Origin of the sequence: Thermomonas mangrovi, assembly GCF_028201335.1 — a bacterium.
GTDB lineage: Bacteria > Pseudomonadota > Gammaproteobacteria > Xanthomonadales > Xanthomonadaceae > Thermomonas > Thermomonas mangrovi.
Genome location: NZ_JAPEVV010000001.1, coordinates 701,234 through 716,488, shown reverse-complemented (window position 1 = coordinate 716,488; position 15,255 = coordinate 701,234). Strand labels below are relative to the sequence as shown.

At 70.9% G+C, this 15,255-nt stretch carries 20 protein-coding genes; 12 read left to right on the top strand and 8 right to left on the bottom strand.

All coding sequences use genetic code 11. The features are described from left to right. Nucleotides 1-37: 37 nt before the first annotated feature. A complete protein-coding gene (locus ON759_RS03525; RefSeq protein ID WP_271678958.1) occupies nucleotides 38-1,078 on the top strand; it encodes a S66 peptidase family protein in 1,041 nt (346 codons plus the stop codon). Nucleotides 1,079-1,300: 222 nt separating this feature from the next. On the opposite strand, the gene ON759_RS03520 is transcribed toward ON759_RS03525, so the two are convergent. Next, entirely contained in the window at nucleotides 1,301-1,573 is a 273-nt protein-coding gene (locus ON759_RS03520) for a hypothetical protein (protein ID WP_271678957.1), read from the bottom strand. Nucleotides 1,574-1,587: 14 nt separating this feature from the next. Continuing rightward, on the bottom strand, nucleotides 1,588-1,956 hold the full coding sequence (locus ON759_RS03515; protein WP_425608433.1) for a YkgJ family cysteine cluster protein: 369 nt from the start codon (nucleotides 1,954-1,956) through the stop codon (nucleotides 1,588-1,590). 182 nt (nucleotides 1,957-2,138) lie between these two features. On the opposite strand from ON759_RS03515, the gene ON759_RS03510 reads away from it, so the two are divergent. From ON759_RS03510 to ON759_RS03500, 3 genes are all read left to right on the top strand, one after another. Further along, complete coding sequence (locus ON759_RS03510) at nucleotides 2,139-2,465, top strand: DUF3817 domain-containing protein (RefSeq protein WP_271678956.1); 327 nt, start codon at nucleotides 2,139-2,141, stop codon at nucleotides 2,463-2,465. A gap of 75 nt (nucleotides 2,466-2,540) precedes the next feature. Further along, nucleotides 2,541-3,200, top strand: a complete 660-nt coding sequence (locus ON759_RS03505) for a type 1 glutamine amidotransferase domain-containing protein (protein WP_271678955.1) — start codon at nucleotides 2,541-2,543, stop codon at nucleotides 3,198-3,200. Between the two features lie 14 nt (nucleotides 3,201-3,214). Further along, nucleotides 3,215-3,436: a hypothetical protein gene (locus ON759_RS03500; RefSeq protein ID WP_271678954.1), complete on the top strand. Its 222-nt coding sequence runs from the start codon at nucleotides 3,215-3,217 to the stop codon at nucleotides 3,434-3,436. Between the two features lie 7 nt (nucleotides 3,437-3,443). Here the strand turns inward: ON759_RS03500 and ON759_RS03495 are convergent, their stop codons facing one another. Together ON759_RS03495 and ON759_RS03490 are read right to left on the bottom strand one after the other, a co-directional pair. Further along, nucleotides 3,444-4,103: an NAD-dependent epimerase/dehydratase family protein gene (locus ON759_RS03495; protein WP_271678953.1), complete on the bottom strand. Its 660-nt coding sequence runs from the start codon at nucleotides 4,101-4,103 to the stop codon at nucleotides 3,444-3,446. Between the two features lie 40 nt (nucleotides 4,104-4,143). Continuing rightward, nucleotides 4,144-4,725: a hypothetical protein gene (locus tag ON759_RS03490; protein ID WP_271678952.1), complete on the bottom strand. Its 582-nt coding sequence runs from the start codon at nucleotides 4,723-4,725 to the stop codon at nucleotides 4,144-4,146. A 79-nt stretch (nucleotides 4,726-4,804) separates the two neighbouring features. On the opposite strand from ON759_RS03490, the gene ON759_RS03485 reads away from it, so the two are divergent. After that, the gene (locus ON759_RS03485) at nucleotides 4,805-5,581 is read left to right on the top strand and encodes an SDR family NAD(P)-dependent oxidoreductase (protein WP_271678951.1); all 777 of its coding nucleotides are present in this window, start codon (nucleotides 4,805-4,807) and stop codon (nucleotides 5,579-5,581) included. 3 nt (nucleotides 5,582-5,584) lie between these two features. Here the strand turns inward: ON759_RS03485 and ON759_RS03480 are convergent, their stop codons facing one another. Then, nucleotides 5,585-7,099 carry a serine hydrolase gene (locus tag ON759_RS03480; RefSeq protein ID WP_271678950.1) on the bottom strand — a complete coding sequence of 505 codons (1,515 nt, stop codon included), beginning with the start codon at nucleotides 7,097-7,099 and terminating at the stop codon, nucleotides 5,585-5,587. Nucleotides 7,100-7,207: 108 nt separating this feature from the next. Between ON759_RS03480 and ON759_RS03475 the strand changes: the two genes are divergently transcribed. Beyond that, nucleotides 7,208-7,765 (top strand): DUF3228 family protein, encoded by a 558-nt coding sequence (locus ON759_RS03475; RefSeq protein WP_271678949.1) that lies wholly within the window; start codon nucleotides 7,208-7,210, stop codon nucleotides 7,763-7,765. A gap of 97 nt (nucleotides 7,766-7,862) precedes the next feature. Then, a complete protein-coding gene (locus ON759_RS03470; protein ID WP_271678948.1) occupies nucleotides 7,863-8,633 on the top strand; it encodes a hypothetical protein in 771 nt (256 codons plus the stop codon). 90 nt (nucleotides 8,634-8,723) lie between these two features. Here the strand turns inward: ON759_RS03470 and ON759_RS03465 are convergent, their stop codons facing one another. Then, nucleotides 8,724-8,936, bottom strand: a complete 213-nt coding sequence (locus ON759_RS03465; RefSeq protein WP_271678947.1) for a hypothetical protein — start codon at nucleotides 8,934-8,936, stop codon at nucleotides 8,724-8,726. Between the two features lie 190 nt (nucleotides 8,937-9,126). Here ON759_RS03465 and ON759_RS03460 point away from each other — a divergent pair, with 190 nt between their 5' ends. Genes ON759_RS03460 through ON759_RS03450 form a run of 3 tightly spaced genes read left to right on the top strand, consistent with a single transcriptional unit; the run spans nucleotide 9,127 to nucleotide 11,090 of the window. Further along, nucleotides 9,127-9,687, top strand: a complete 561-nt coding sequence (locus ON759_RS03460; protein ID WP_271678946.1) for a hypothetical protein — start codon at nucleotides 9,127-9,129, stop codon at nucleotides 9,685-9,687. A gap of 51 nt (nucleotides 9,688-9,738) precedes the next feature. After that, nucleotides 9,739-10,656, top strand: coding sequence for a 1-acylglycerol-3-phosphate O-acyltransferase, YihG family (locus ON759_RS03455; RefSeq protein WP_271678945.1), 918 nt, complete (start codon nucleotides 9,739-9,741; stop codon nucleotides 10,654-10,656). Next, nucleotides 10,653-11,090, top strand: coding sequence for a hypothetical protein (locus ON759_RS03450; RefSeq protein WP_271678944.1), 438 nt, complete (start codon nucleotides 10,653-10,655; stop codon nucleotides 11,088-11,090). Before ON759_RS03455 ends, ON759_RS03450 begins: the two co-directional genes overlap by 4 nt. 13 nt (nucleotides 11,091-11,103) lie before the next feature. On the opposite strand, the gene ON759_RS03445 is transcribed toward ON759_RS03450, so the two are convergent. Next, a complete protein-coding gene (locus ON759_RS03445) occupies nucleotides 11,104-12,210 on the bottom strand; it encodes an NAD(P)/FAD-dependent oxidoreductase (protein WP_271678943.1) in 1,107 nt (368 codons plus the stop codon). Between the two features lie 145 nt (nucleotides 12,211-12,355). On the opposite strand from ON759_RS03445, the gene ON759_RS03440 reads away from it, so the two are divergent. After that, the gene (locus tag ON759_RS03440) at nucleotides 12,356-12,895 is read left to right on the top strand and encodes a cytochrome b (protein WP_271678942.1); all 540 of its coding nucleotides are present in this window, start codon (nucleotides 12,356-12,358) and stop codon (nucleotides 12,893-12,895) included. 13 nt (nucleotides 12,896-12,908) lie between these two features. Here the strand turns inward: ON759_RS03440 and ON759_RS03435 are convergent, their stop codons facing one another. Beyond that, nucleotides 12,909-13,736 carry a DUF3108 domain-containing protein gene (locus ON759_RS03435; protein ID WP_271678941.1) on the bottom strand — a complete coding sequence of 276 codons (828 nt, stop codon included), beginning with the start codon at nucleotides 13,734-13,736 and terminating at the stop codon, nucleotides 12,909-12,911. Nucleotides 13,737-14,083: 347 nt separating this feature from the next. Here ON759_RS03435 and ON759_RS03430 point away from each other — a divergent pair, with 347 nt between their 5' ends. Next, on the top strand, nucleotides 14,084-15,169 hold the full coding sequence (locus tag ON759_RS03430; protein ID WP_271678940.1) for an SGNH/GDSL hydrolase family protein: 1,086 nt from the start codon (nucleotides 14,084-14,086) through the stop codon (nucleotides 15,167-15,169). Nucleotides 15,170-15,255 lie beyond the last annotated feature (86 nt).

Sequence of the window (15,255 nt, the reverse complement as noted above, 5' to 3'; positions counted from 1 at the left end):
TGCTAGGCTGCGCGCGACCCCAGCGCACGGCGACACCATGAACCGACGGCATTTCCTGGGCGGCACCGCATTGGCCGCCACCTTCTGGTCGTTGGCGGCGCCTGCCGCGGCGACATCGTCGCCACCACGACGCCTGCTGCCGGTTCCGCTGGCGAAGGGCGACACTGTCGGCCTGGTGAGCCCGTCGTCGGCGTTCGAGGACAGCTTCAGCCTGCAGCTGGCGCGCGAGGCGATGGAGGCGCTGGGCTTCGTGGTGAAGACTGGTGCGCACTACGGCGACCGTCGCGGCCACCTGGCCGGCAGCGACGCCGACCGCGCCGGCGACCTCAACGCGATGTTCGCCGACCGTTCGGTGAAGGCCATCGTCTGCACCCGCGGCGGGTCCGGTGCCGCGCGCCTGCTGCCGCTGCTGGACTACGCGGCGATCCAGCGCAATCCCAAGGTCCTGCTCGGCTATTCCGACATCACTGCGCTGCATTGCGCGATCCAGGCCAGGACCGGGCTGGTGACCTTCCATGGACCGATCGGCAGCGGCAGCTGGAACCGCTTCAACGTCGAGCAGTTCCAGCGCGTGCTGCTGGATCGGGAGCTGGTCGAGTACCGCAACAAGCTCGAGCAGGGCGACGAACTGGTGCCGCGGCAGAACCGCATCGTCACCATTCGCGGCGGCAAGGCGCGCGGACAGCTTGTCGGCGGCAACCTGACCGTGCTCACCGCGCTCGCCGGTTCCCCGTACCTGCCGGATTTCACCGGCAAGATCCTGTTCCTCGAGGACGTGGGCGAGGCGCCGTACCGCATCGACCGCATGTTCAGCACGCTCAAGCTGATGGGCGCGCTCGACCGCATCGCCGGGCTGGTCTTCGGCGAATGCACCGACTGCAAGCCGGGCGATGGCTACGGGTCGCTGACCCTGGAGCAAATCCTCGACGACCATGTGCGGCCGCTCGGCATCCCCGCCTATCGCGGGGCGATGATCGGCCACATCCGCGAGCAGTTCATCGTGCCGGTGGGCGGCGAGGTGGAACTGGATGCGGATGCCGGCAGCTTCCGCCTGCTGTCGCCGGTGTTCCAGGGCTGACGGGCATCAACCCGGGCGGGGCCTGCGGTGCACGCGCGCCGCGGGTGCCGCGGGAACGGCGGGTTCGGCCGTGGCAGCGACGACCGGATCAGCCTGCGGCTCGCCCGCCGCCGCCCGCGCTTCGCGCTTGCGCGCGTCCTTTTCTTCTTGCTTCTTTTTCTTCGCCAGTTCGCGTTGCGCTTCTCGTAGGCGTAGTTCGGCGTGGCCATGGGAACTCCGGGGTCAGCGGCTGCGCGTGCGCGGCGAGGGATTGGCGGGCTGCGGCGTCGGCGCGTCGATGGCGTCGGCGCCGATCCGAGTCAACGCGCGGGTGGTGCCCAGCACTTCGATGGTGCCGCCGGCCCGTCGGAACGCTTCGAGGTGTTCTGCGATGCGTTCATGGGTGAGGCCATGGCCGCGTTCGGGCGGCTTGCGCGCCTGGAACAGATGGCTGGTGGCGGTGGGCTTGGGTGCTTCGGTGGCGGCGCTGGGGGCGGGCTTGCTGGGGCGGGGCATCGGACCTCCTCGGGTCAGTACATCGCAAGCGGAATGCCGCGCGCATTGCGATCGCGGTAGTCGGCGCGGACTTCATGGCAATACGGGCCGGCCATTTCGAAGCGTCGGCACACCGCCGGACGCTGGGCGTAGATGCCGCATCGCATGTGCGCCTGGTCGATGGCCACGCACCAGCCATCGTCATCCCGCGCCATGACGGCCAGGCCTGCAGCAGTCCGCGTGGTGTAGCGCAGGGGCACGTCATCCCCGGGCATCAGGACCACGGTGAGGCGGCAACAGACCGCATCGCAGCGGTCGCAGCGGGGCGCGTCAACCTGGATGGGCGGGAGGATGCTGGGACAGGACGCTGGCACGGAGGCTCCCGGTGGGGCGTCACCCCGCATCGGCGGGATGGTGGCGCGTGGACGGGAGCGAGGCGGGCGACGAAGGATGCCGGACGGAACGCGCGTGGCGCGAGGCGCCTGGGGCCATCCTACGCGAATGCGGCGCAGGACGTGGCTTGCGGGATCGAAACGCCTGCGATGGCCTGCGAGAATGCTCGGCCACAACCTTGGAAGCCCGCCCGATGCCGTTGCCGCCGCTCACGCCCGCTGGTCGCCTGTTCGCGATCGCGGCCTTCATTGAAGCCCTGACCTGGGCCGGCCTGCTGGTCGGCATGTGGCTCAAGTACGGGCCGCACGCGATCGACGTGGGGGTCTGGCTGTTCGGGCGGCTGCACGGTGCCGCGTTCCTGTTCTACGTGGTGGCCACCCTGGTGGCGGCGACCCGCCAGCGCTGGCCGGGCTGGGCGCTGTTGCTGGGCCTCCTGGCCGCGGTGCCGCCGCTGGTCACGGTGCCGCTGGAGTGGTGGTTCCGGCGCAAGGGCCTGCTGTCGGCGTCAGCCGTGGGCTGAAGCGGGTCGGGATCGCCACACAGGGTTCACGGCGACGCGCGCAGGCTGCGGCTCCCCCACGCACCCGGAGCCCCCATGGCCCATGTCCTGATGATCGTCACCAGCGCCGACCGCATGCCGAATGGCGAGCCCACCGGGCTGTGGCTGGAGGAATTCGCGATTCCCTACTCGCTGCTGCGCGATGCCGGGCATGCGATCACCGTGGCCAGCCCGCGCGGCGGCGCCACGCCGATCGACCCGCGCAGCGCCGAAGAGGAGACGCCGGCGGAGTGGGGGGACGCGGCCGCGCGCCTGCGTGAGACGGAGGTGTTGGATGGACTGCAGGCCGACGGCTTCGACGCGGTGTTCATTCCCGGCGGGCACGGCACCATGTTCGACTTCCCGGGCAACCTGGACATCGGGCGCCTGCTTGCCAAGTTCCATGACGCCGGCAAGCCGATTGCCTCGGTGTGCCATGGCCCCGCCGCCTTCGTTGGCGTCATGCGCGCGGACGGACGTCCGTTGGTCGAGGGCTACACCCTGACCGCGTTCTCGGATGTCGAAGAGAAACTGGTGCGGCTGGACGACCAGGTGCCCTTCCTGCTCTCCGAACGCCTGCGCGAACTGGGCGGCAAGGTCGAAAACGGCTTGCCGATGCTCAGTCACGTCCGCGAGGACCGCAACCTCATCACCGGGCAGAACCCCGCGTCCAGCAAGAAGGCCGCGGAGCTTCTGATCGCGCGGCTTGCGGACTGAGCGAAACTCCGTCCATGGCCCACACGCCCGTCGATCCCGGTTCCCTCCCGCCCTGGAAGCGCAAGGGCCCGCCTGGCAAGTCGCGCCCGCTCAGCCCGGCGCAGGTGGACGCCGCGCGCGGGCGCGCACTGCAGGCGGGGCGTCGCTATCCGAACCTGGTCGACAACATGTGGGCCGCGCGCCACGTGCCGCGCGGCGACGAAGCCGCCACGCGCGACGCCGACGACGCCGGCTGAGCCTGCCTCAGGCCGCGCCGAGGCGATTGATGCCGGCGTTCTCGACGACCGCCGGTGGCGCTTCCATGGCGGCGAGCGCGAGCAGCGCGCGGCCCATCGCGGCGGTGCTGGTCATCACCGACGGCAACAGGCGCACGCCGACGCCCATCAGCGGCGCGCCGACGGCGTAGAACGGCCGCATCCAGGCGTGCGGGCTGCGCTCGCCATGCGCCGGCTGGATGCCGCCCGGTCGCAGCATCACGGAGGTGATCGGCAAGGCCTGCAGCGCGACTTCTGTCTCGCCCTTGACCCGCATCGGCATCAATCGGCTCGCGGGGTCGGCATGCGCGCCGGACACATACAGGAAGCGCCCCTGCGGATTGCGTTCGGCATAGGCGCGCGCAACGCGCAGGGTCAGGTCCAGGGTGACGTGGCGATAGGTCGCCTCGGGGGTGCCGACCGGCGGCGCGCCGGCGCAGTAGAAGCAGGCGTCCCAACCAGCCAGGCGGGCCGCCACGCCGTCAAGCGCGTCGAAGCCGGGCACCCGCAGTTCGTCGATGCGCGGGTCGGCGCGGCCGGCGCTGCGTCGACCCAGCAGGCCGATGCGGTCGATGCCGGGGTGGGACAGCGTTTCGTGGAGGACGCCCTGGCCGACCAGTCCGGTGGCACCGGCGATGAGGATGCGCATGGGCGATGCCTGTTGCATGCGACGCGGGCCTACACGAGGCTCAGGCGCGGTTTGGATGCAGCCGCGGCAGCATCGCGGCGGTCGCGATGCCCAGCAGCAGGCCACCGCTGCAGGCGATGCCGAGGTAGGCCAGCGCGCCCCCGAGTCCGACGAAATGCAGGCGGTGCGAGAGGAGGTCGGCGAGCGCCACCGAGCTGCAGGCCAGCAACCAGCCGAGCGTGCTGGCGACGACCCAGCCGCCAGCGCGCGGGCGCAAGGCCGGCCATGCGCGCAGCTGCAACAGGCTGGCGAGGAGTCCGCCAAGCGCGGCGAACGGATACACCAGGTAGGGCAGGGGGTGCCCCAGTCGACGCGCGAGGTCCGCGACCAGGAACGGCAGCGCGACCCCGGCCAGCGTTGCCACCCACCAGGCCTGCGCGCGCACGCCCGCGGTGCGCAGGGCACGCGCCTGCAGCAGCCCGATGGCCGCGCCCATGCCCAGTCCCACCGGCGCATTCGCATGGTCGATGCCGACCGCCTCGAACAGGATCGACAGGCCCAGCAACAAGGGCACGCCGAGGATCCAGCCGGCGAGGGTGTGGGCGATCCAGCGACGTGGGGGCAAGGGCGTCATCGGGTGCATGCGGCGATCGTGGCATGGCCGGCATCCGCTTGCGTTCGGATTGCGTAATGGCCGGGCGTCACCCAACGGAATGCCACGCATGCCTGCCCCGGTCCGCGGCCTCACGGTGCCCGCGCACGTCCTCGTCACCGGCGCCAGCAGCGGGATCGGCCTGGCGCTGGCCTGCGCGCTGCTGGAGCGGGCGGGCGTGGCGAGCGTCGCCGCGGTCTCGCGCCACGCCAGCGGCAGCGCGGAGCTGCAGGTGTTGGCCGCGCGCCATCCTGGCCGCCTGCATGCGATCGATGCCGACCTCGCCACCGATACCGGGATCGCGATGGTGGCCTCGGCGCTGCGCGCGCGCGACACCGGACTGCACCTCGTGCTGCATTGCGCCGGCCTGCTGCACGCCGAAGGCATGGCGCCCGAGAAGTCGTTGCAGCAGGTCGAGCGCGCCGCGCTGGAGCGGGTGTTCGCGCTCAACGCCTTCGCCCCGATCCTGCTGGCGCGGGCCCTGCAACCCATGCTTGGCCCGGGCGCGCCGCGGGTGTTCGCCTCGCTGTCGGCGCGGGTGGGCTCGATCGGCGACAACCGCCTCGGTGGTTGGTATGCCTACCGCGCGGCCAAGGCCGCGCAGAACCAGTTGCTGCGCACGCTGGCGATCGAATGGCGACGCAGCCATCCGCACCTGGCCTGCGTGCTGCTGCACCCGGGCACGGTGGACACGCCGCTCTCGCACCCGTTCCAGGCGCGGGTGCCGGCGGAAGCCCTGTTCCCGCCGTCGCGGGCAGCCCGGCAGTTGCTGGAGCTCGTGGCCTCGTTGGGACCTGCCGACAGCGGCCGCTTCCTGGCCTGGGACGGCCGCGACATCCCCTGGTGACGCTCAGTCGACCCGGGTGAAGCGCAGGCCGTCGAACGTGAGCGCGGTCGGGCGATCGGCGGCCACCTCGAACGCCACCACCTGGCCCGAGCCCGGCACGAACTCCACGCGCATGCGCTCGGCCTCGTCGTAGGCGCTCGCGACCGCATGCAGCACGCCCCAGTCGATGGCCAGGCTGGCGTCGTCCCGTAGCCGTACCTCCAGCGTGCCGAGCAGGGGATGCCGGTAGCGCCCGGCATAGGCGGCGCGCGGCAGGCCCAGGCGCCAGGGGCGTGCGGCGAGCTTGGCGCGTTGCTGGTCGACGGCCTCGCGGAGGCGGCCGGCATCCTGGCGCAGGCTCGCGAAGCGGCCAGCGATGGCGGTGGGCGCATCGACTTCGCCCAACGCGAGCCCGTAGGCGGCATCGGCGATCGCAGCAGTCAGTCGCGCGCTGAGCACGTCCTCGTTGTTGAGGACCACCAGGCCCAGCCCGGCCTCGGGCATGAACGACAGGTGCGCGTGGAAGCCGGCGAAGCTGCCGAAGTGGTGGCGCATCGACTGCCCCTTGTAGCTGCCGGTGTACCAGCCCCAGGCGTAGCCGTCGCGCGCGAAGTCGAGGTAGCGGTCCTCGGTGGTCGCTTGCCGTACCTGCGAGGCACGCAGCACCTCCGTCGGCAATCCGGCCGGCGCGCCGCGCGCGGCCGCCAGCTGCGCCTGCAGGAAGCGGGCGAGGTCCGGCGCGGTGGACAGCACGCCGCCGGCGGCGTGCATGGTGGCGTCGGTCTTGCGCAGGTAGAGCGGCGTCGACGGCGCCGTGCTGCCGGCGGAATAGGGCACGGCGACGGTCCAGCCGCGCGCCTCGGCCTCGCTGGCGCGGGCCGTGGTGCGGCGCATGCCGAGCGGGGCGAACACGCGTGCGTGCATGCTGTCTTGCCACGGTCGCCCATCCGCGCGGTCCATCCACACGCTGGCGATGTTGTAGCCGAGGTTGCTGTAGTCGAAGCGACCGAAGGGCGCGTCCGGGTCCGGCCGCGATTGCGCGACCAGCGCGCGCAGGCTGCCGGCGTCGTGCACGCCGCTGAACGCGGTCGCCCAGCCCAGCCCCGGGTTGGCGATCCCGCTGGTGTGCACCAGCAGGTCGCGCAGGTGGATGCGGTTGGCGTCGAGGTCCGGGAATACCATGCCGGGGAACATCGCCTGCAGGCTCGGATCGGCGGGCATGCGGCTTTCGTGCGCGGCCAGCAGCACGTCCAGCGCGAACATCGGCTTGGTGGCGGAGGCGATGTAGAACAGGGTCTGCCGATCCACCGGGCGCTGGCGCGCCAGGTCGGCGTTGCCGTAGTAGCCCTCGAAGGCCACCTTGCCGTCCTTCAGCAGGATCACCGCGGTTCCGGTGGGCAGCGCGGTGTCCTGCTTGAAGGCGCGCAGTTCCCGGTCCAGCGGCGTGAAGTCGATGGCGGCAGGCGACTGCGCATGCGCGCCCGACGCAAGGGCGAGCAGGCAGGCGGCGAGGCTGTGGAGCAGGGTTGGACGGGGCATGCGATGGGCCTCGGTGGCGGGATGCGCAAGGGATACGCGGATGCCATCGCGGGTTGCACCTGCTGCGCTCGGCGCGAAAATGCACGGATTGCCGCCCGCCACGCCCGCATGCGCATCGTCCTCACCGAGTTCGCCCGCACCCGCCTGTTCCCGCGCGAATCGCGCCGCAACACCATCCGTGACATCACCGCGGAACAGTTCGAGGCCCATCTCAACGCACATCCGCCGGTGGCCGTGCTCGACGGCTACGCGCCGTTCTGCAAGCTGCACGTGCACCGCAACTGGACCAGCACGCGTTGCATGGCGGTGCCGATCACCGATGCGAACCGGCACTTGCTGCGCAGCGACTACGAAGCCCGCACCCGCGAGGAACTGCCGGTGCTGGTGCGCTGGTTCGAGGGCGTGGACGCGCCGGTCGCCGATTACCTGGTGGCGATCCTCTACGACCGCGCGCAACTGGCGCGCGAGGGCACCGTGATCGATGCCGACTGGGGCGTGGTGGGCTGCCTGTACACGATGACGCCCGAAGAATTGCCGATGGCGCCGATCACCATGTTGCGCAACGCGCTGGGCGTGGAAGAGGGCGGTTCCGGCGTGCCGCTGGATCGCGAGGCCTACCGCCGCAGCGTGGCGTTCTGGAGCACCCACGCGAACTGGCGCGGCTGAATGCGCGAAGTTGCGAAAGCGGTTGCATCCGCTCCCGCCATCGCGACGTAAGGGTTGGGCCGGCATGACGTCGGCATCCCCCAAACCAGGAGCGACCATGAACCGTTGCCTTCGCAGCGCCCTGCTGCTTGCCTGCCTGTCCCCCGCCACCGCGTTCGCCCAGGACGGTCCGAGTTTCTCGTTCTTCGCCGGGCGCGACCTCTCGGTCAACGGCGACGTCCATGAAGGCGCGATCTCGCCGATCGCCGACCTCGGCCCGCTCAACCCCGCGCTGGCGGGCGTGTCCGCGGAACTGCGCATCCAGTCGCGTTCGTACGACGACATCTACGGCAAAGCCAACAGCTTCGGCGTCGAGATGAGCTGGCCGATGGCGCAGGGCGAGGCCTTCGGCCAGTTGCGCAGCACCCGCGCGGGCGACGGCGAAGTGCAGGTGGGCGGTGCCTACGTGCCCGCGCTGTCGACCACGCTGCCGGTGTACGGCCGCTTCGGTAGCTACGACAGCGTGGCGCTGGAGGCCGGCTACCGGCACTACTTCGGCAGCGGCAAGGTGCGTCCCTACGTGGCCGGCCGCATCGGCACCACCAAGGTCGACGGCATCGACGCCACCTTCACCATCCCGGATGCCGGGATCACGCTCAGCGACGTGCCGTTCTTCGACGGCGGCTGGATGCTGAGCGGCGGCGCCGACCTCGGCGTTGCCTGGGCCGTTGGCGAGAAGGCCACGCTCGGGCTGGAAGTCGGCGTGCGCCACCATGGCGACATTTCGGATGACGACAGCGCGCTTTCGGGCCTCGGCCTGGCCTCGATCAACGACACCGGCGCACGCACGTCCTATCCGCTCAACCTGCGCTTCCAGATGCGGTTCTGATGCAGATGCCGCCGGCTTCGCCGGCGATCGGGCTCCCCCGCACGCCGGGTCCGCACCGCCTCGTCCGGTGCCGGCCCGGCGTTTTTCTTGTCAGGCCTTGCGCGCCCGCGTGACCGGCGTCGGCGGCTTGCGCAGCTCCGGGCTGGAGCGGAACGGCGATGGGTTGTTGGCACTACGCAGGGGGGTGTTGCCGAGGACTTCGATGCGGCCACCGCGCTTGCGGAAGGCCTTGAGATCGTCGGCGATGCGTTCGTGGGTGAGGTGACTGCCGTCGCCGGCGGTTTGGGCTGGCTTGCGGGGCATGCCGCTCCCGTGGTCGGTGGGGGAACCGGAAGTTTATGCGAAATCGCATGAAACCTCAAGCAAATCATAAGCTTGCATTCATTTGGGCGGCCCGGACCTTCAGGACGACTTCGCAATCGCTTCACCGAATCGCCGCCAAGACCACATTCCGGGGGCGCAGGCTGCAGGCTCCACCATGGGAGGATCAGGCATGCACCAGGCACCGGCGATGGACGACGGACGAACGCGCAACCGGCTGCGGCCGTGGATCTGGGGCGGGGCGGCGGGCTTGCTGGCATTGCCCGCCATCGCGATGCGCTGGTTCCCCGCCAGCGGCGTCGACTGGCGTGCCGGCGACTTCGTCGTGATGGGAGCGTTGCTCGCCATCGCGGCCGGCCTGTACGAACTCGGCGCGCGCAGCAGCGCACGCCCGGCCTATCGCGCCGGCTTCGGGCTGGCCGTGCTCACCGGCTTGCTCACGGTGTGGGTGAACCTCGCGGTGGGGATGCTGGGCGCCGAGGGCAGCGCGCCCAGCCTGATGTTCGCCGCCGTCCTGCTGGTGGCGATCGTCGGCGCGCTGGTGGCGCGCTTGCGTCCCGCCGGCATGGCGCGGGCGATGGCGATGACCGGCAACGCGCAACTGCTCGCGGTCGCGCTCGCGGCGGCGCTCGGCGACTACCGCGGCAACGAGTTGGTGCTCAGCGGCTGCTTCGCGCTGCCCTGGTTCGCCTCGGCGCTGCTGTTCCGGCACGCGGCCGCCCACCGCGGCTGAAGGCGGCGGCTTCACCCGGCGCGCCGGGCGAAGGACAATGCGCGCATCCCCATGCCCGGTCGCGCCATGTTCGTGTTGCGCCTGCTCTTCATCGGCCTGCTGATCGCGTTTAGCACCGTGTTGCACGTGTTGCCACTGCTGCTGGTCGCGGTCGCCAAGGCGCTGCTGCCCTCGGCCGCGCTCCGGCGTGCGGCGAATCCGCTGCTCACCGGCCTGGCCGAGAGCTGGATCTCCGGCAACGGCTGGATGTGGGATCGGTTCACCGACACCCGGCTGCAGGTGGACGGCCTGTCGACGCTGCAGCGCGACGGCCATTACCTGGTGCTGGCCAACCACCAGAGCTGGGTCGACATCCTGGTCCTGCAGAAGGTCTTCAACCGCCGCATCCCGCTGCTGCGCTTCTTCCTCAAGCGGCAACTGGTCTGGGTGCCGTTGCTCGGGCTGGCGTGGTGGGCGCTGGATTTCCCGTTCATGGGCCGCTACACCAAGAAGCAGATCGCACGGAATCCGGAACTCGCCGGCCGCGACATCGAGGCGACCCGGCGTGCCTGCGCGAAGTTCCGCGAGATCCCGGTGGCGATCATGAACTTCGTCGAGGGCACCCGCTTCACCCCGGCCAAGCATGGCCGCCAGCAATCGCCCTACCGGCACCTGCTGAAGCCGAAGTCCGGCGGCGTCGCCTTCGTGCTGGACGCGATGGGCGACGGCCTGCACGGCATCCTCGACGTCACCATCGCGTACCCGGCGGGGCGGCCGTCGATGGTCGACCTGATCGGCAACCGCATCCCCGAGGTCCGCGTGCAGGTCCGCCAGCGTCCCATCCCCGCCGCGCTCATCGGCGGCAACTACCAGGACGACCGTGCGTTCCGCGCGCGTTTCCAGCAATGGATGAACGGCCTGTGGGAGGAGAAGGACCGCGAGCTCGACGCCATGCTGGCGCCGGCGGTGGCCGCTGCGGATCGGGCATGATGGCGGCCATCGGCGGCTCGGCGACGGAGGCGATGATGCACAAGGGAAAGGCGTGGCTGGCTTCTGGTTGCCTGGTGTTGGCCGCCTGCAGTTCCACCGCGGACGGGGAGGGCGTGCCACCCCCGGTGGCGGACGCCCCGCAATTCCTGCCGGCGGCGTTCGTGGTGCACCTGGCATCGCCGCCGCGGACGCTCCGCGTGGACGGCGACACCCTCGTCCTCACCGGGCCCGACGCCAGCCGCCGCTTGCGCGTGGAGCGCAACGAGGCGCTGTTCGACGGCCGCGTGGTGACCGCCCGCGATGCCGCCGGCAGTGTCGAGGTCCGGGTCACCCAGCGCCTGTGCCTGGGCGAGGGCGGGGCGCAATCGCCCTACACCGCGCGGGTGTCGATCGGCGATGCCGCGCCGTTGATGGGCTGCGGCGGTCCGCGCTGACCGACCTTCAGGCTCAACCGCCGCGGGTGTGGAAGTACACCTGTTCCGCGGCCCAGCGCAGCGGTGGCGAATGCAGTAACAGGTCGAACGGCCAGTCGAACTGCAGCCGGTCGTAGGCCCAGCGCAGCGCGCGCTTGGCGCGGAAGCGCGGTGCCGCCGCGATCGCCGCCTGTTCGGCGGGTGGGGCGCCATCGCGCAGGGTCGCCGCGATCGCGCGGCCGACCGCCCAGCCGTGGTCCCACGCGGCGTGGATGCCGCCGGCGGTGACCGGCGACACGATCCCCGCGGCATCGCCGGTCAGGATCGCGCGGTCGCGCGCCAGCGCCTGCACCGGCCCGCTGCACGGGATCAGCCCGGCCCGGGTGTGGCCCGGTTTCAGCTGGCGCGGCAATCCGCCGGCCATGCCGACCCGGAGCAGGAAGCCGTCGATGTCGGGCACGCGCGCCTGCGCGGGATCGTGGCGCAGGGCCAGCCCGGCCTGCACGCCCCCGGGGTTCTGCGCCAGCCAGCCGATGTAGCCGGGCGCATAGCGCTTGCTGATGAAGCAATGCAAGGCATCGGGATCGGCCAGGCGAGCGCCGGGGAATTCGTACTCGATGCCGTAGAGGAACTGGCGCACCTCGCCCAGGCCGCAGCGTCGCGCCACCCGCGAACGCGCGCCATCGGCGCCGACCAGGTAGCGCGCGTGGCCCACGCCCTGCACCTGCCAGCCGGCATCGGTGCGTTCGGCATCGGTGAAGGCCTGGCCCAGGCGCAGATCGATGGCGTGCGCCTGCAACTGCGTGGCCAGCCAGCGCATCACGGCGGGCGTGTCGGTGGTGAGGAAGTAGTAGCCGGGCGCGGCCAGCGCGACCTGGCGCAGGCTCGGGGCATACAGGCGCACCGATTCGATGCGCCGGGTCATGCACGACGGCAGCCGGTTCAGCAAGGTGTGCTCGGCGGCTTCCTTGACGATGATCCCGGTGGTGCGCAGCTTGTCGCCGGGATCGCGCTTGCGCTCGAGCACGCAGACCCGCAATCCGCGCTGCGCCGCGGCCAGCGCGCAGGCGGCGCCGGCGAAGCTCGCGCCGACCACCACCACGTCGAAATCGGAATCGGAATCGGTGCGGCTCGCATCCATGGGCGGGGTCGTGGCAGCCGGGGTGGCCAGCATCCGCACGCGTTGCGCGGCCTGGATGGCGGCGGCGTGAAGCGGGTTTGAAGTCGCGGATGACGAGGCGCCGCGCGATGCGCTAGCGTGCGCGCAGTCCTCCACGAGTCCCGCCATGGCCACCGCGATCCCCGCCCGTTACAGCCCCACCTTGCGCCGCCTGCACTGGCTGATGGCCGTGCTGATCCTGGCCGCCTACCTGCTGATCGAACAACGCGGGCTGTTCCCGCGCGGCAGCGGTGGGCGCTTCGCGATGATGCAGGGGCATTTCTGGGCCGGGATCGCGATCTTCCTGCTGGCGTGGTGGCGGCTGGTCGCGCGACGCCGCGACGGCGCACCGGCGGTCAGCCCGCCGCTGGACCGCTGGAGCGCGCTCGCCGCGAAGGCGATCCACGTCGCGCTGTACACCTTCTTCATCGTGATGCCGCTGCTCGGCGTGGCGACCGCATGGACCGACGGCAAGGCGGTGATGCTGCCGTTCACCGACATTGCCCTGCCGGCGCTGCTGGCCGAGGACAAGGACCTCGCGCACCGGCTGGAAGACCTGCACGGCAGCATCGGCGAGGCCTTCTACTGGGTCATCGGCCTGCACGTGCTGGCGGCGTTGTACCACCACTGGGTGCGCCGCGACGACACCCTGCGGCGCATGCGCTGAGCGCACGCCGGCCTCACTTCGGCGGCGTCGCCCCCGCGGGAGCCGTCGCCGGGAATTCGGTGGTCGCCGGCACGCTGAGCAAGACCTTCGCGCGGTACTTGCCGTTGAAGGTGTCTTCCTCCTTGACCACGATGCGGCGGGCCTGCTCGATCCAGAAGCGCTGGTAGTTGCCGCCGCCCGGGCTGCCGCTGTCGGTTTCCACCAGCCAGCAGGTGTAGGTGGTGCCGTCGGCCCCCTGCAGGCGGCGTTCGCCGACCACGGTGTAGTCGACGTCGATCGGTGCGGGCATGCCCGCATCGAAGACGCGCAGCCGCAGCGTGCCGCCGCGCTCCCATGGCAGCAGCGGCAGCAGGGCCAGGTCGGAATGCCAGTTGAGCCACCAGCCATCGCGCATGCCCGGGAAGCCGGCCTCCATGCGCGCGCGGCGGTCGGCGGGAATTTCGCCTTCGATGCGGCCGCTGCCCTTGGGTGGATCGATGCGGGTGGTGAAGCTGCCCTTGGGCGTGGTCCAGGTGCTGTCCTGCGCCAGCGTGGCGAGGTCGCGGGCCGCATGCACGGTCCGCGCGGTGTGCAGGGTGCCGGTCTCGTCCTGCCAGGCCTGCTCGATCACCCAGGCGTCTTGGCCATCGACCTTCTCGCGCCCCAGGCTGGAGGTGGCGAGCATCGCGCGCTGGATCGCGCTGCCCGGGCCGGCGTGCATGTAGACGACGTAGGTCGCGGTGCCAGGGCGGAGGCGGTCGAGGTGCAGGTCGCCGGGCTGGACGCGGACCGGCGTCGCGGCGGCGACGGGCAGGGTAGCCAGGCAGAGCAGGAGGGGCAGGGTGAGGCGGGCGATCGACATGGGGGAATTCCCTCGGGGCAGGCCGGCAGTCTTGGCGACCGCGTGCGACCTGGCCCGTGCCGAGGGTCACGGCGTGGGCGATCCGTCCCTGCCGACGTGCGGCCTGTCCACGCTGGATCGTGCTGCATTGCGGCAGCCGGGCGGGGTGCGCTGCCCGTGAAATCCAGCAGTGGCGGGGCGCGGGACAGCCGTGACGGCCTTGGCCGAGCGAATGTGTTGACCGTCGCGTTTTCCGGACGCTAGCGTACGGCCCGCCTCGGGAGGGGACCGGGGTTGCACCGCGCACCAGGGGTTGCCGGCACGTCGTGCCGGCTCACGACAACCATCGTTGGGGACTGGACATGCTCATGCGATTCCGCAAGACCGTGCGTTCGCTGTTGCCCGCCGTCGCACTGCTCGCGCTGGCGCCGGCGGCGTTCGCCAATACCTTGAACCAGAACGTCTCGTGGACGATCGACCGTGCCGGCACGACCACCAAGTACCGCGTGGTGGCCTATGGCGATTCGATCTACGCCGGCTACAACGGCTCCACCCTGAACGCCGCGAAGTATTCTGCGCCGACCGTCGAGGCCGAGTACCTGTCTGCGGCCTGGGGCGCGGACATCGAGAGCGTGCGCCGGGCCAAGTCCGGCGCGGTGGCCTCGGACGTCTACAACAACAAGATCGTCGCCGAGCGCTCCTACATGCAGGCCACCAGCACCCGCGTGGTGACCTTCGAGATGTGCGGCAACGACGGCCTGCAGGCGCGGTCCAGCTTCAAGGGCCAGACCGGCACCTGCAACTACAACGTGCTGGCGACCGCCGAGGCCAATTGCAAGGCCAACGTGGCCAAGGCGATGGACTACATCAACGCCAACGCCTACGCCGGGACCAAGCTCAAGGTCATCGCCAACCTGTACTACCCGGGCTACAACGCCGACAACGTGTCGAGTTCCTGCAACGACCCGACCACCGGCGCCAAGGTCAACATGCGCGACAAGTTCCTGCCGTCGATCGCGCGGATGAACTACTGGATGTGCGAGTACGCGCGCCAGAAGGGCTTCAAGTGCGTGGACAACTTCGCCGAGTACATGGGCGCGGACTACGACAGCAATGGCGATGGCGTGGTCGATTCGCAGGCCCTGCGCTACGTGGCCGGCGAAAGCGAGGCCAGCTACGTGACCCGCATCACCTCGACCCTGCGCTCGACCCTGCGCGACGCCAACACGCACTTCGTGTCCTCCTCGAGCAGCTACGACTACATCCAGTCGGACGACGTGCATCCGACCTACCAGGGCAGCACGGTCAGCGCCGGCCTGTTCGGCGGCACCACCGGTTCCGGCGCGCCGCGCTACACCAGCTTCACCGGCGGCAAGAGTCCGATCTGGAATGCCTACGGCCACGAGCGCATGGGCTGGGGCCTGTCGGTGTTCGGTCCGCCGAGCCCGTTCTGACCGCAGGGGCGTCGACGCACGATGCCGGCCGATCGCACGCCACCGCCGTCGCCTCCCCCCGCGGGAGGCGACGCGCATGGTGCGCA